At 58.4% G+C, this 14,433-nt stretch carries 9 protein-coding genes; 6 read left to right on the forward strand and 3 right to left on the reverse strand.

Going from position 1 to position 14,433, the window contains the following annotated elements; translation table 11 throughout:
* Positions 1 to 120: 120 nt before the first annotated feature.
* Positions 121 to 1,449: an FAD-dependent oxidoreductase gene (locus H6650_09745; GenBank protein MCB8952281.1), complete on the reverse strand. Its 1,329-nt coding sequence runs from the start codon at positions 1,447 to 1,449 to the stop codon at positions 121 to 123.
* A 544-nt stretch (positions 1,450 to 1,993) separates the two neighbouring features.
* On the reverse strand, positions 1,994 to 3,379 hold the full coding sequence (locus H6650_09750) for a LysM peptidoglycan-binding domain-containing protein (protein MCB8952282.1): 1,386 nt from the start codon (positions 3,377 to 3,379) through the stop codon (positions 1,994 to 1,996).
* 371 nt (positions 3,380 to 3,750) lie between these two features.
* On the opposite strand from H6650_09750, the gene H6650_09755 reads away from it, so the two are divergent.
* Positions 3,751 to 5,139: a cystathionine beta-synthase gene (locus H6650_09755; GenBank protein MCB8952283.1), complete on the forward strand. Its 1,389-nt coding sequence runs from the start codon at positions 3,751 to 3,753 to the stop codon at positions 5,137 to 5,139.
* Between the two features lie 311 nt (positions 5,140 to 5,450).
* Here H6650_09755 and H6650_09760 read toward each other — a convergent pair whose 3' ends face one another.
* A complete protein-coding gene (locus H6650_09760) occupies positions 5,451 to 7,490 on the reverse strand; it encodes a glycosyltransferase family 39 protein (GenBank protein MCB8952284.1) in 2,040 nt (679 codons plus the stop codon).
* Positions 7,491 to 7,748: 258 nt separating this feature from the next.
* Here H6650_09760 and H6650_09765 point away from each other — a divergent pair, with 258 nt between their 5' ends.
* The 5 genes from H6650_09765 (at position 7,749) to H6650_09785 (ending at position 14,284) form a co-directional block, all read left to right on the forward strand.
* The gene (locus H6650_09765; protein MCB8952285.1) at positions 7,749 to 8,561 is read left to right on the forward strand and encodes a 3'(2'),5'-bisphosphate nucleotidase CysQ; all 813 of its coding nucleotides are present in this window, start codon (positions 7,749 to 7,751) and stop codon (positions 8,559 to 8,561) included.
* Positions 8,562 to 8,797: 236 nt separating this feature from the next.
* Entirely contained in the window at positions 8,798 to 9,571 is a 774-nt protein-coding gene (locus H6650_09770; GenBank protein MCB8952286.1) for an ABC transporter ATP-binding protein, read from the forward strand.
* 262 nt (positions 9,572 to 9,833) lie between these two features.
* On the forward strand, positions 9,834 to 11,753 hold the full coding sequence (locus tag H6650_09775) for an AMP-binding protein (protein MCB8952287.1): 1,920 nt from the start codon (positions 9,834 to 9,836) through the stop codon (positions 11,751 to 11,753).
* Between the two features lie 144 nt (positions 11,754 to 11,897).
* Positions 11,898 to 12,929, forward strand: a complete 1,032-nt coding sequence (locus tag H6650_09780; GenBank protein ID MCB8952288.1) for a branched-chain amino acid ABC transporter permease — start codon at positions 11,898 to 11,900, stop codon at positions 12,927 to 12,929.
* A gap of 230 nt (positions 12,930 to 13,159) precedes the next feature.
* Positions 13,160 to 14,284 (forward strand): branched-chain amino acid ABC transporter permease, encoded by a 1,125-nt coding sequence (locus H6650_09785; GenBank protein MCB8952289.1) that lies wholly within the window; start codon positions 13,160 to 13,162, stop codon positions 14,282 to 14,284.
* The last annotated feature ends 149 nt before the right edge of the window (positions 14,285 to 14,433 follow it).

A 14,433-nucleotide genomic window follows, 5' to 3' on the forward strand; every position in this document is an offset into this window, starting at 1 on the left:
GCGTTAGTAATTACCGAAAATCGTGGTTAGTTGATGGTTGTCAGGCGGCAACAGCGCCCTCCCGGTAGGACGAACGACATATTCGTCATTCGTCCTCCAAGAATGAACCCATCTAGACGCTCACTTAATAGCCGCCAACATCTCTTCGTTGCTGTCGAACTTAAACTCCGGCAAATGGCGCTCCGCCGCAATACGCGCTTCCACTGCTTCTAACTTGCGCACATCCACCTTGCGTACCACCTGCCCATCAAGGGACTGCACCCGCGCCACCACACCGGGCAGGGGCGATGCCGCGGCAGCCTCTTTTGTCGCCAGGTATTGCAGCACGGCTTTGGCCCCGTTCGTGCCATCCTTACGCGCCGCGCCCACCAATCCCTCGCTCGCTTTGCGCGCCCAACCGGCCACAAAGACATCATCTATCGCCTGATTTGTCGCCGGATCGAAAACCTCATACGAGTTGCCATCAACGGGGAAGCGCGGATTCTCGCGCTTGACGAACTCATTCCAGGCCACCGGTAGGCCAAAACCTTCGTCTACGCGGTCGCCGATGGCAAAAACCACGGTGTCCACGGGAATGACGCGATATGTCCCCAGCCCCTTTGCTTTGGTATCGTCGCCACGGGGGAGCAAGGTCGTTTCCTCCACTTCCAGCCCCGTGACGCGGCCATCTTCGCCGAGAATGCGGTAGGGTGAGGCAAGAAAATCAAAGCGCAATTTCGTTTCCGACACAGGCTCCAGCGCCCGCGCCAGTCCGGCCACAATGTAGTCTCGTGCCGCCTGCGCATCCTGCGCGACGCCATCCATCACCGGCTTGCAGCGCGCCAACTCCGCATCCAGCGCCGCAAGATCCAAGTTCGCCCCCACAATTTCCATCTCTTTCTTGGTGAACTTGACTTCCGCCGGGCCACGCCGTGCCACGGCGACCACCTCATCCACCTTCAGATCGCGGATGGCCCAGTGAGCAATGTCTAGCATCACGTTGCCCACGCCGATGATGGCGACGCGGCGACCGATGTCGAATTTCTCCTGGCTGAAGGGGGGCAAATGGTTGTAGTGGTACACTAAATCTTTGGCGTGATAAACGCCCCGCAGATTTTCCCCCTCCAGGCCCAACCACTTGGTCCCCTGCGCCCCAACCGTCACCAGGATGGCATCGAACCCCATTTGCCGCAGTTCGTCCAGCGTCACATCCCCATCATTGCCGACGGTTACGTTGCCGAAGTAGTCAATCGACTCCGTATCCAAAATCTGGCTGAACTGCCGCCGCAGTCCCGATTTCATTTTGTATTTGTCGGGATAGATGCCGTATTCGGCCAACCCGCCAGGTTTGATGTCACGATTGAACAGGGTTACGTGGACGCCATTATCCGCCAATTCTTTGGCCGCATAGAGGCCCGCGGGTCCCGCGCCCACCACCGCCACGTAATGCTTATTGCTGCTTATGTCCATAAGATGCCGCGCTCCTTATAAGAATGAGGCGAAGCCGATGCGCCGTTCGCCCAATTGTCCAGTGAGATCTCATGAGAGGCCGAGAGTTGTCTTCGCTTGTGCCGGCATACAAGCCACGTCAAGCCCCGTCCGGCACAGTTAATTAGTATATGATGCCCCCCCTGCGTGTCAATGGCACTCGTAACGGGGATTGCATGATGAGTGTCACGTCTTCAGGAGAAAAGATAGGGCAGTCGTGTCCATTTAGGATTGGTTCATTCTCCGTCACTATTCACGACCACCTTCCCGGAAGCTGTTTTGCTGCCAAACAAGCCGAATGATGAGGCGTTTTGGGTTTGAAATCGAGCTTCCGGGAAGATCTCGTGGAGTGGAGACTTGAGTCGGAACCGTTCCGGCTGAAGCCTCCACTCCCCCGGAGATCCGAAAGAGCCACTAAATGCGGGCATCGTGTTCCGGCTGAAGCCTCCACTCCCCCGGAGATCCGAAAGAGCCACTAAATGCGGGCATCGTGCAAGTACAAGCCCGTGCGTAAAGGGACGCCGGGCTATTGGCCGCCGGTGACGCCGTGCAAGGCGTCGCAGGCCGGGCAAGAACCATCGGGACGGAGCATGGCATAACCCGCCTGCGGGTCGCCATCGGGGTTGTAAAGGGTGAAATCGACGTTGTAGATGATGAGCAAACGCACGCGCCCGCTGCCGGCGGAGAGGCTGTACGCTTCCGCCAGCCATTGCGCCTGCTCGGCCACGGATGTGCCGCTGGCCCAGCTAAAGTTGGCGGGCAGCTTACTAAACCCCTCACCGGAGAGGTAGCCAAGTTCGGTGAAGCAAACGGGGCGCGCGCCGCCAAAGGTGTTGTCGTACAGATCGCGGGTGGCCTGGTAGTACCAACTGTAGTGAGAGCCGCCGGGATGACCGCTGGTGGCACCAGGGGCGGTGGCTCCGGCGTTGTGGTGAACGCCAACGCAATCCATGTAATTGACGGCTCCGGCGGCGGCCATGCCGGCAATATACCGGTTGTCCGCCCACGCATTTGTCCCATTATCGAAGCCGGTGGGCGCGGGCGCGCCGCTGATGACGAGGATGCCACTGTTTGCGCTCTTAACGGCATTGTAGGCGGGCTTGAGCATGTTATTTACGTAGCTCGTGGGATCAATCTGCCCCGCGGGCCACTCGAAATCGATGTTCATCTCATTCCAGATTTCGATGGCGTCGGGGGGCGCGGCCAGGGAGGCGACGCCACGCACAAACGAGACAAAGGCATTGAAGTCAATAGAATTGGGCTGCGGATAGACGTTGGCTCCGGTAATGCTGTAGAGGACTTTGAAGCCATTGTTCTTGCCCAATTGGATGTTGCCCGCCAGCGCCCCGGGATCGTCACCGGGTGTCCATTTATGCTGGAATTTGACCCAGGTCATGCCGGCATTTTTCATCAAATCCGGGTGCGCCAACGACTGCGTCTGCCCGCCCAAGCCCATTGACGTGGGACCCGGCGCAGGCGGTGGCGGCGTTCCTCCGCCGGCGCCCGGAATTTGCAACACCTGCCCCACATAAATCAAATTCACATTGGCGATCCCATTGGCCTGGGCAATCGCCTGCACCGTCACCCCAAAGCGCAGCGCAATGCGATACAGCGTGTCGCCGGGCTGCACCGTGTACGTCGTGCCCGGTCCGGGCGCCGGCGGCGGCGCGGGTGGCGGCGGTGTCCCTCCCCCCGTGGGAATAATCAGCGTTTGCCCCGCATAAATCAGGTTCGGATTCAGGATACTGTTCGCCTGAGCAATCGCCGTGATCGTGGTGTCGTAGCGACGGGCAATGGATGCCAGGGTATCCCCCCACTGCACCACGTAAGTCGTATCCGCGGCAGCCGTCGTCACCAAAACCAGCGACACGACCAATGCCAACAGTAGTGAAACAAAACGCAGCTTCTTCATAATGACCCTCCAAAATTGTGCAATGCTCCCAAAAGCAAATGAGGCGGCGGAGTAGTGGCACAAGCGCGACGCACGTTTTAGTGTGTTGGGCCACGAAGCTCATTTGTGTGTGCATCACACTTCTCCTCCCCACGCCGTCGGCAGACTTCGCCAATGCAAGTGTAACACAAACGACCATCTCTGGGAATGACACCCCGGACCACCGCACGGCTTGCTCCCTCCATAGGTGTATAGTATCCTTGCGCCTATCGTCGCGCACTACTCGTTTCGTCCTTTCCTCGCCTTGTGTCTGGGCAGAACAAGGCGTGGTTTTTGTTTGAATCCCCTTTCCAAATAGGTTTTGTATGATCAAAATGAGTGACACACAAGAAATGACCGTTTTCAATAACATTGTAGAGACCATTGGCAATACGCCATTGGTGCGTATCAACTCCGTCGCGGCGGATCTGCCCTGCACGGTTCTGGCAAAAGTCGAATTCTTCAATCCCGGCGGCTCCGTGAAGGACCGTATTGGCTATACTATCATCGCAGAGGCGGAGCGCAGCGGGCGGCTTAAGCCAGGTGGCACGATTGTGGAGTCCACGTCGGGCAACACAGGCGTGGGACTGGCCATTGCCGCGGCCATCAAGGGATACAAGACGATTTTTGTGATGCCGGATAAGATGTCACAGGAGAAGATTTTGCTGCTGCGGGCTTTTGGCGCGCGCGTGGTGGTGACGCCGACGGCGGTGGAGCCGGATGATCCGCGCAGCTACTACAAGGTGGCGGAGCGGCTGGTGGCGGAAACGCCCAACGCGATCCTGGCGAACCAGTATCATAATCCGGTGAATCCGCTTTCCCATTACGAGGGAACCGGGCCGGAATTGTGGCAACAAACTGCCGGCAGAATCACGCATTTTGTTGCCGGCATGGGAACCGGTGGCACGATCAGCGGCGTGGGGCGCTACCTGAAGGAGCAAAGCCGCGACGTACAAGTCGTCGGCGTCGATCCGATTGGTTCCATCCTCTACGAACTGCACCGCAGTGGGCGCACCGTGAAGGCGGAAAGCTACAAAGTGGAGGGCATTGGCGAGGATTTCCTGCCTAGCACCACGGATTTAAGCGTCGTGGACTCGATTGTGCAGGTGAATGACCGCGAGAGCTTTCTCATGGCGCGCCGCCTGGTGCGCGAAGAGGGGTTGTTTGTGGGCGGCTCCTGCGGCTCCGCAATGGCCGGCGCGGTGAAATATGCGCGCACGCACAACCTGGGGCCGGATGATGTGATGGTGGTGCTGCTGCCGGACTCCGGTTCGCGCTATCTCAGCAAATTCCTCGACGACGAGTGGATGCGCGAAAATGGCTTTCTGGAACGGGCCTGGGTTGATTCGCGGGCGCAGGATGTGAACATGGCGAAGAGCATAACGAGCATCATCACCCTGCATCCGCGGGACTTGATGACGGATGTGGTGGCGGTGTTCAAGGAAAACAGTATCTCGCAGGCGCCGGTGGTGGACGATGCCGGCAATTTACTGGGCATTGTGCGTGAAGTAGACCTGCTGCTACACATGCTCACCGCCGATCACGCGCACACGCCGGACGAGACAATCGAATCCCTGATCGACCCCAACGTGACCATTGTGCGCCCCAACGCCCCGCTGGAATCCCTCATGGGCATCTTCAGCCATACAGACGTGGTCGTGATCTCCACGGGCACCAAGCCGGAAGGCATCCTCACCAAAATCGACATCCTGGACTACCTGGCCTCGCAACAACTGCGATAAGCGTTTGCGGGAAGCGAGTGGCGAGGGACAAGTAGCGAGGGACGAATGGCGAGGGACAAGTAGCGAGGGACAAGTAGCGAGGGACAAGTAGCGAGGGACGAATGGCGAGGGACAAGTAGCGAGGGACGAATGGCGAGGGACAAGTAGCGAGGGACGAATGGCGAGGGACAAGTAGCGAGGGACAAGTAGCGAGTGGCAAGTAGCGAGTGGCAAGTGCGCGACTACCCCGACTCACAAATCCACCAATCTACACCAACCACCCTCATACCTCCTACCTCATACCTCCTACCTCATACCTCCTACCTCCCTCGCTACTCCCCCGGCACGAAATAGACGCCAAAGTCTTTGTCCGGGCCGACCTGGGAAGCGTAATGGGAGTCCGTGCCGCTGGGGAAAATTTGATGCAGCCATTGGCGGGCGTCGCTGTCGGGCAGGTAGTAGAGGTATAGCTTCGGAGCCGGGTCTAGCCGCTGCTGCTCCAGGGCGGAGCGCACATCCATGACGACGTTGTTCCAGTTAATGTTGCCGGCATCAATGGCAATCGCCCGCGTGTCCACCCAATACGGATACGGAATGTGGTACGCATGATCAAAATCCCCAATGCTGTCCACAAAACCGCGCACCACCTGCCCCATTTCGCTCGCATTCCAGATACTGTGGCGGAACTGTTCATCGTAACGCACAAAGTACCAGTTGTAATTCTCCCGCCCGGCCATGACGAAGATAGTCAGCAGCAGCAACGCCACGTAGAATCGTCCTGCTCCGGCGAAAGTGCCGGCAAAACGATTCCACGTCGCCCACAACGGCAGCGCCGCAATCATCATGGCAATGGGAATAGCCCCGCCCGTGCGCACCACGCTGGGATTCTCATTGGGAAACGCAATGCTGAGAATGGACGGCAGCACCAGCATAAACAGCATCAGCAGCAAATAAAGCGGACGGCGGTCACGGCGGGCCACCAGCCGCCAGAGCAAATACACCAGCCCCAGGACAAACAGCCCTCCCGTCACCCAGTCCAGCACCGGCGAGAAGGGGATCGTATTGGCAAACACCACATCCCCGCGATAATTAAACATCAACGCCGCGTTTTTCACATTTTGCCAGAAAACGGCCAGCGTTTGCCAGACACTTTCCTGCCCCAGCGCATCCGAAGAGCGCGTGGTGACGCGATACCAGAACATGGACGGCTGGTCCATCATGTAACGAAACAACGGCAAAAATACCAGGAAACTGGTCGCCCCCGCCAACACACCATTTTGCCAGAAAGCCCACCTCAGCGCCGTGCTTTCCGTCGGCGGACGCCGCCGCCGCGCCAACCGTCCATCCAACGCGGCTTTCAGCAGCACCAACAGCAGCAGCAGCAAAGGAACCATGCGCATGGGAATGTAGGTGTGCAGCCCGACGCCGAGGAACAGGCCACAGGCGAGCCAATCGTTGCGCCGATTGGTGCGGAAGGCGCGCACCAGGAAATAGAGAGTGGGGGCGGCAAAAGCGGGCGTGAAAGGAAAGCGCAGGCCAACGCGGCTGATGGCAACATGCCAGTGGGAGATAGAGAGCAGCGTTACGGTGAGCAGCCCCATGCGCCGATCAAACAACTCTTTACTCAAGAGGTAGGTGAAGGGAAACGCGAGCAGGCTGATCATCACCGTGCCCACTTTTAGGGCCAGGTGGCTGATCTCCAGCGGGGTGTAGCGGATGAGGAGGGCCGTCAGGTAAAACTGGAACGCTTCGCGCCCGGTGTTGCGCGGGAAGAAGATAGGGCGCAGTCCGTTGAGAACGTCCTGCACGTCCAGTAATTTTTCCGCCTGGTCGCTGCCCAACTCCGATGGCACTTGCGCCAGTCGATGCACGCGAAAATAGACGGCCACCAGGAAAATGAGGAGCAGTGCCAGGCGATGCCAGTGCAGCCGGATGGGCCACTCCCCCTGCCGGAGTCGTGCCAGCCGCTCTTGTAGCCAGGCGGCGGGCAGTTCGGCAAAGGTCAACAGGAACAGCGCCAGGGAACCAACCCAGGCGAGCACGCCTGAGCGGGTGAAGGTGTCGAAGGCAAAATGGCGATAGGCAAACGCGGCCAACGCCGACGATGCCAACACCAGGACCAACTGCCACCAGGGATGTCCCGCCATCGTGTAAACGGTTTGCGCGGGCGGGGCGATGGTGGGCCAATCCTCGCCTGATTGGCTGCCGGCATCCGGCCAAAAGTGAATGCCGCCGAGGAAAAGGAGAATGGCCGCCAGAAACAGCCAGACAGCCGCGTCGGTGTGGGCGGAGTCGGGGAGGAGTTGCTGTGCCCGCAGCGCCAGGATGAGTGAGGTGTGTAGGGATAATGCCGGCAGAAATTTCTCTCTCATAGGCGCACAAGTATCAGGCCAGCCTCTGGCTCTGTCAAGCCTTGCGCGCCTCTCCCATTCTCACTATACTCTCCTGCCGGTTCAAACATCAAACGGGTGGGGGAAAACAGCCTGTACCACGATGGATGAAAATAGTCACGGATAACTCGGATTTCTGTTTTATCCGCGGTTTTCCGCATTCATTCGCATCCTGTCTGTATTGAAAGCGTGGACGAGTTGGAAACTCGTCCTACAAGGTATTTTCTGAAGGAGTTACCAATGCAACATTTACTGAACGACGTTATCGAAATCACCCGCGCCGCCGGCGCGGCCATCATGGGGTATTACCATTCATCTTTTGAAGTGGCCGACAAAAGTCCCGACAACCCCGTCACCGATGCGGACTTCGCCGCGGACACGTTGCTCAAAGAACGGCTGCTGGCGCTGCTGCCGGAAGCGGGCTGGCTCAGCGAAGAAACGCGCGACAACCCCGACCGCCTGAACAAGAAGTACGTGTGGGTGGTGGACCCGCTGGATGGGACAAAAGAGTTTGTGATGGGCATCCCAGAGTTCTCCGTGGCCGTGGCGCTGGTGGAAGCGGGGCAGCCAATCCTCAGCGTGATTTACAGCCCGGCAACGGGGGAGTTGTTCCAGGCGGCGAAGGGGCAGGGCACGCTGTACAATGGGCGGGCGGCCGTCCTTAGCCCGCGCGCGGCGCTGGCCGGGGCGGCGATTGACGCCAGTCGTTCGGAAATCAAGAAGGGGGAGTTTGAACCGTTTACGGACCTGGTGCAGTTGAAGATTGTGGGGAGTATTGCCTATAAGTTGGCGCGGGTGAGTGCCGGCATTTGCGATGCCACCTGGAGCCGCGGACCCAAGCACGAATGGGACATTTGTGCCGGCAGCTTCCTTATCGAAGAAAGCGGCGGGCGCGTCGTTGACCTGAACAACGACCCCATCACCTACAACAAACCCTTCCCCAAAGTCAACGGCATCATCGCCGACAACGGTCTGCTACACAACGAACTCGTCGCCACCCTCGCCCCCTACGGAGCCGCCCGCAAAGAACCCGGCTTCGTCTACCGCGTCTAAAAAAGGGGGACGCGGATAAGCGCGGAAAACACGGACCAGGGCTATTGCTCAACCCCATATCCGCGCCCCTCCGCGTCCCCCAATCCCGCACAACCTACCAAAAACTTGCATAGAAACATCGCCTATGATAGCTTTGTGTAGGCTAACTGCTGTCGCCAGAAAAGCCAGCCGCCGTCTCATAACTTCCTGAAAACGCCGCGCACCTATTCGCGCCCCCATCCAACAATCTTACAGGTATGAGTTCAGACAACATTCTGCTCAGCGCCGAAAATGTTTCCTTACATTTTGGTGGAACCGCCGTTCTCAGCAACATCAATTTTGATGTGCGCCAGGGAGAAATTCGAGCCATCATCGGGCCTAATGGTGCCGGCAAAACCTCCATCCTCAACTGCATCAGCGGCTTCTATCGCCCACAACAAGGCCGCGTCATATTCCAGGACAGCGACCTCACCAAGATCCCGCCGTACAAAATCGCCAGCCTCGGTCTCGCCCGCACCTTCCAAAACATCGCCCTCTACACAGGACTAAGCACCCTCGACAACCTCATGGCCGCCCGCCACATCCACATGAAGCAGAACAGCCTGCAAAGCATGATCTACTGGGGCGCAGCGCAGCGGGAGGAAACCCGCCACCGATACGTCGTCGAGGAAATAATCGACTTTCTGGAAATCGCCCACGTCCGCAAATCCATCGTCGGCGCGCTCTCCTATGGCCTGCGTAAGCGGGTCGAACTGGGACGCGCCCTTGCCCTGGAACCCACCTTGCTGCTGCTCGACGAACCCATGGCCGGCATGAACGTGGAAGAAAAAGAAGACATGGCCCGCTTCATTCTGGACATCCACGAACGTCGCGGCATCACCGTCATCCTCATTGAACACGACATGGGCCTCGTCATGGACATCTCCCACCGCGTCGTCGTACTCGATTTTGGCGTCAAAATCGGCGACGGCAACCCCGATGAGATCAAGAACAATCCCGACGTCATCCGCGCCTACCTCGGCGAGGCGTAGCAGCGATTCAGAAAGACTTGCGTGGTTCTTGTTACCCGACAGACGTAAATTCTCAATACCTCAGGGGAAACCTGGCCTGAGCTTGTCGAAGGCCGTTGGTTTCGACAAGCTCAACCAACGTGACCACCCTTTATTGAGAAGATACCAACCGACCTTCCTGGAAGCTCACTCGCAGGCCAGCGTCGTCTCATAAACAGCTTCCCGGAAGATCAAGACAAGAGCGCTGCCATTCGCATCTCATTTCATCGCCAACCTGACCGTTATGAACACCCCGGAAACCCTCCCCCAACATTTCCTGCGACTTGTCCACCAATACGGGGACAAGAAAGTCGCCCTGCGCCAGAAAGAATTCGGCATCTGGCAGGAATTCAACTGGCAGCAATCCTACGAAAACGTGCGCGATTTCGCCCTCGGCCTGATCGCCCTGGGCATGCAGCGCGGCGACCACGTCGCCACGGTCGGTGACAACGACCGCCAATATCTCTGGGGGTATCTGGGCTTGCTGGCGGCGGGCGGCGTTCAGGTAGGCCTATTCACCGACGCCATCAGCAGCGAAATCGCCTACATCGTGGACCACAGCGACGCTCGCTTTGTCCTGGCGAAGGACCAGGAGCAGTGCGACAAACTACTGGAAATTCGCGCCGAGATTCCCAAAGTGGAGCGCGTGATCTACTGGGATGATCGCGGCTTGTGGAATTACGACGAGCCGTGGCTGGTCGCCTTTACGGAGGTGCAGGCATTGGGGCGAGAACTGCTGGCGCAAGAGCCAGACCGCTTCGAGCAGGAAGTTGCCCTGGGGCGCGGCCAGGACTTATGCATCCTCTGCTACACATCCGGCACGACCGGGTTGCCCAAAGGGGCCATGCTCACGCACGACAACCTGGTGGTGATCACGCAAGCATTTCAACAGGTAGACGTCCGTTATGATACAGATAACCATGTCAGCCTGCTGCCGTTGGGCTGGATTGGCGAACACGCGCTGGGCGTGGCTCCCCACGTGATCACGGGCGTGATCATGAACTTCCCCGAAGAACCGGAAACCGTGCGCGAAAACGTGCGCGAAATCGCGCCGCAGGGTTTGCTCTACAACTCCCGCCTATGGGACAACCTGGTGGGCAACGTACAGGTGCGCATCAACGAATCCTCCTGGCTGAATCGGAAGCTGTACGAAACGTTTTTGCCGGTTGGTTACAAAGTCGCCGACCGACGGTTTACCAACGAGCGTCTGGGGCTGGCGACGCGCGCCGCATATCAATTGGGCAATTGGCTGGTCTTCGCGCCTATTCGGGATCAGTTGGGGCTGTCCCGCATTCGCTCCGCCTACACCGCCGGGGCCGCCCTCAGCCCGGACGCGATGCGTTTCTTCCACGCGCTGGGTATCAATTTGAAGCAGATTTACGGCTCCACGGAAGTGACGGGCGGGGTGACACTGCACCGCGACAACGACATCAAGTTCGCCAGCGTCGGGCAGCCCGCGCCGGGCATTCCCATGCGCACCTCGGAAGATGGCGAAATCCAGATCGGCGGCCCTACGGTTTTCCAGGGGTACTACAAAAACCCGGAAAAAACGGCGGAGGCGCTGCTGGTGGATGCGGATGGCGCGCGCTGGTTCCGCACCGGGGATGCGGGCTACATTGATGAAGACGGCCACATCATTTACCTGGACCGTGTCAAGGACATGATCACGCTCTCCAATGGGGAGCGATTTTCGCCACAGTTCATTGAGGGGCGGCTGAAGTTCAGCCCCTACGTGCGCGACGTAATGGCCATTGGGGACCGGACGCGGGATTACGTGACGGCCCTGGTGATTATTGATTTCGCCAACGTGGGCAACTGGGCGGAGCGCAGCGGCATTGGATACACCACTTTTACGGACCTATCGCAGAAGCCGCAGGTATATGAACTGGTGCTGAAAGCGGTGCAGGGCGTTAACGAGAATTTGCCGCCGCAAGGTCGGATTCGCCGCTACGTGCTGCTACATAAGGAATTCGATGCGGATGAGGCGGAGATGACGCGGTCGCGCAAGCTGCGTCGTGGTGTCCTGTATGATCGCTACCAGGCGATTATTGAGGCGATGTATGCCAATAAGGAGAGCCTGGTGGTGCGCGCGCCGGTGCGGTATCAGGATGGCAGCGAGGGTTTTATTGAGACGTCGCTGCGCATTGCCACCGCCGTGGCGTAAATGAGGCAAGGGAGGAACGATGTTCCTCCATTCAGATTCGTGAGCGTCCAGAATTTAGTCCTCCCCAAGATCGATTCATTCCTGGAGAATGAACCAATCTGAAAAGGGAAGTTATTTGGGGACGGTCACTTTAGGAAAGAAGGCATGAACTGGCAGCTTCTCCCCCAATTCGCGGTAACGGGCTTGTTGAGTGGCGGACCCATCGCCCTGATTGCGTTAGGGCTGGTGCTTATTTACAAGTCCTCGGAGATTTTCAACTTCGCGCATGGGCAGATGCTCCTGATTGGGGCGATGGCGACGTGGTGGTATTCCTCGGAGAATGCGCTGGGGCGGATTTTGCCGGGAGACGAGAATTTTCTGCCGCGGATTGGGCTGGCGATTGTGCTGGCGCTGTTGACGTCGATTGTGTTGGGGCTGGTGATTGAGCGGTTGGCGCTGCGACCGATGACGGGGCAGCCGCTGCTGTCGATTATTTTGATGACGCTGGCGTTGAGCCAGGTCCTGCAAGGGTTGACGATTCTGACGTTTGGGCCGACGCAACGGAATTTTCCGGTGCTGTTTTCGACGTCGAATCCGTATCGCATTACGCTGCCGCTGGCACAAAATGCCGGCACTGTTGCCAACTGTCATTTCGCGTTCGGAGGAGACCCCCAACCCGGCTGCCTCATCGTCATCCTGCGCCAGGACCTCTTCTGGTCCTTCATGGTGGCCATGGCCTGCGTCGTGCTCCTGTACGTCTTCTTCCAGTACACGCGCACGGGCCTTTCCATGCGGGCGACGGCGGAAAACCATGAAACCGCGCAGGCAGTAGGCATTCGCATCAACCGCGTGTTTGGTTTTTCCTGGGCCATTGCCGGCATCATCGCCACCATCGGCGGTATCCTCATCGCCACCGCCAGCGGCCTCGACCTCAGCCTGCCCATCGTCGTCCTTGCCGCCTTCCCCGCCGTCCTCCTCGGCGGCCTGGAATCCATCCCCGGAGCCGTCATCGGCGGCCTGATCATCGGCCTGTTTCAGGGCATCGTCGCCCTGCCCAACAACGACTTCTTCCTCGGCGCGGAGGCGGCCCAGGCCATCCGCAACTCCAAGGAAATCGTCCCTTACATCATTCTCCTAATCGTCCTCGTGATTCGCCCGGACGGTCTGTTTGGGCAGAAGCGGATTGAGCGGATTTAGGGCGAAAGGCGGATGTTTGAAGGCAGAAGGGAACGACTTGGCCCGTTGCCTGAGCCGGCCGAAGACATGGGCTTCGACAATTTAAAGATTGACTCTACTGAAAAAAGGCCAAAAACCGGGTTTTTACACATTTCGGCCGGACACTCGAAAAACCCGGTTTTTTCAGTGAACTCAAAGATTGGTTCATTCTTGGAGAATAAACCAATCTAAAAAGGTAAAGAGAGCTGTTTATGGCTGTTTCCAGACCCGCGGGCGACTTTGACCGCCGATATGAACAAGACATGGCCGTACTGCGGCAACGCTGGCAGTATGTGGTGCTGTTCCTTTGCCTGGTCGCACTCTACACCCTGCCCCTCTACGGCAGCGGCACAGTCATCTCCCTGGTCAACCGCATCGGCATTTTCATCATCGCCGTGCAGGGGCTAAACATTCTCACCGGTTACACGGGCCAGATTTCTCTGGGGCAGGCGGCGTTTATGACCGTGGGCGGGTATGTGTCCGCGCTGTTGGTGGGAAACCTCGGTTGGAGTTTCTTCCTGGCGCTGCCCGTGGCCGGGCTGGTGGCCGGGCTGGTGGGGCTGCTGTTTGGCCTGCCTTCGCTGCGCGTGAAGGGCTTTTACCTGGTGATGGCCACGCTCGGGGCGCAGTTCATTATCCCCTGGTTTGCGCGCAACTCATTCAAGGACGTCCTCAACGGGGCGCAAGGAATCAATGTGGCCATCGTCAGCTTGAAAATCCCCGTTATTGCCAATTCTTGCTTGTTGGGCACAACGTACAAGGCGGACGCAAATGCCTGCTTTTTCAGCTTCGGCGAACCCAGTTCTTTCCTTTTGATTACGCTGACGGTGCTGATGATCACCACAATTGCCACGCATAATATCTCGCGCAGCCGTTTTGGGCGGGCGCTGGTGTCCGTGCGGGATAATGACCTGGCGGCGGAGTTGTTGGGGATCAATTTATTCACGTATAAGCTACGCGCGTTCTTTTTGGCGGCGGTTTATGCCGGCATTGCCGGCGCCCTCCTCGCCCACAACCTCCGCTTCATCAACTCCGAAACCGTCAACCTCACCAGCTCCGTCCTCATGCTGGGTATGCTCGTCGTCGGCGGCCTGGGGACCAGCGTCGGCCCCTTCTTCGGCGTCACCCTCGTCCTCCTCATCGAAGAGGCCGTCGTCATCATCACCCCCATCCTCATTGACCTCATTCCGGCCATCGAAGGAACCGCCACCGCCGCCCTCCGCCCCCTCATTTTTGGCCTGGCGCTGATGCTGTTTCTTGTCTTCGAGCCGCGCGGCCTCGCCTACCGCTGGCAGCTCATCAAAGCCGCCTGGCGGCTGCGGCCCTTTGCGCACTAAGTAACCGTCCGAAAATAACTTCACGTTTTCATCGGACGGTTACTAACAAGCTGTTCGCACAATTCCACTAGCTTAATTGCGAACAGCCACTAAGGAGGTGAGTGCCTGACACCCTTTTAACCCAACCCCTACCCAGACATTTTTCAGGA

The organism is Ardenticatenales bacterium (assembly GCA_020634515.1).
In the GTDB taxonomy this organism is placed as follows: domain Bacteria; phylum Chloroflexota; class Anaerolineae; order Promineifilales; family Promineifilaceae; genus JAGVTM01.

What these genes read in the sequence shown, in the direction of transcription:
- H6650_09780 (MCB8952288.1), top strand. Translation starts at nt 11,898, where the DNA reads ATGAACTGGCAGCTTCTCCCCCAATTCGCGGTAACGGGCTTGTTGAGT.
- H6650_09785 (MCB8952289.1), top strand. Translation starts at nt 13,160, where the DNA reads ATGGCTGTTTCCAGACCCGCGGGCGACTTTGACCGCCGATATGAACAA.
- H6650_09755 (MCB8952283.1), top strand. Translation starts at nt 3,751, where the DNA reads ATGACCGTTTTCAATAACATTGTAGAGACCATTGGCAATACGCCATTG.
- H6650_09775 (MCB8952287.1), top strand. Translation starts at nt 9,834, where the DNA reads ATGAACACCCCGGAAACCCTCCCCCAACATTTCCTGCGACTTGTCCAC.
- H6650_09760 (MCB8952284.1), bottom strand. Translation starts at nt 7,490, where the DNA reads ATGAGAGAGAAATTTCTGCCGGCATTATCCCTACACACCTCACTCATC.
- H6650_09765 (MCB8952285.1), top strand. Translation starts at nt 7,749, where the DNA reads ATGCAACATTTACTGAACGACGTTATCGAAATCACCCGCGCCGCCGGC.
- H6650_09745 (MCB8952281.1), bottom strand. Translation starts at nt 1,449, where the DNA reads ATGGACATAAGCAGCAATAAGCATTACGTGGCGGTGGTGGGCGCGGGA.
- H6650_09750 (MCB8952282.1), bottom strand. Translation starts at nt 3,379, where the DNA reads ATGAAGAAGCTGCGTTTTGTTTCACTACTGTTGGCATTGGTCGTGTCG.
- H6650_09770 (MCB8952286.1), top strand. Translation starts at nt 8,798, where the DNA reads ATGAGTTCAGACAACATTCTGCTCAGCGCCGAAAATGTTTCCTTACAT.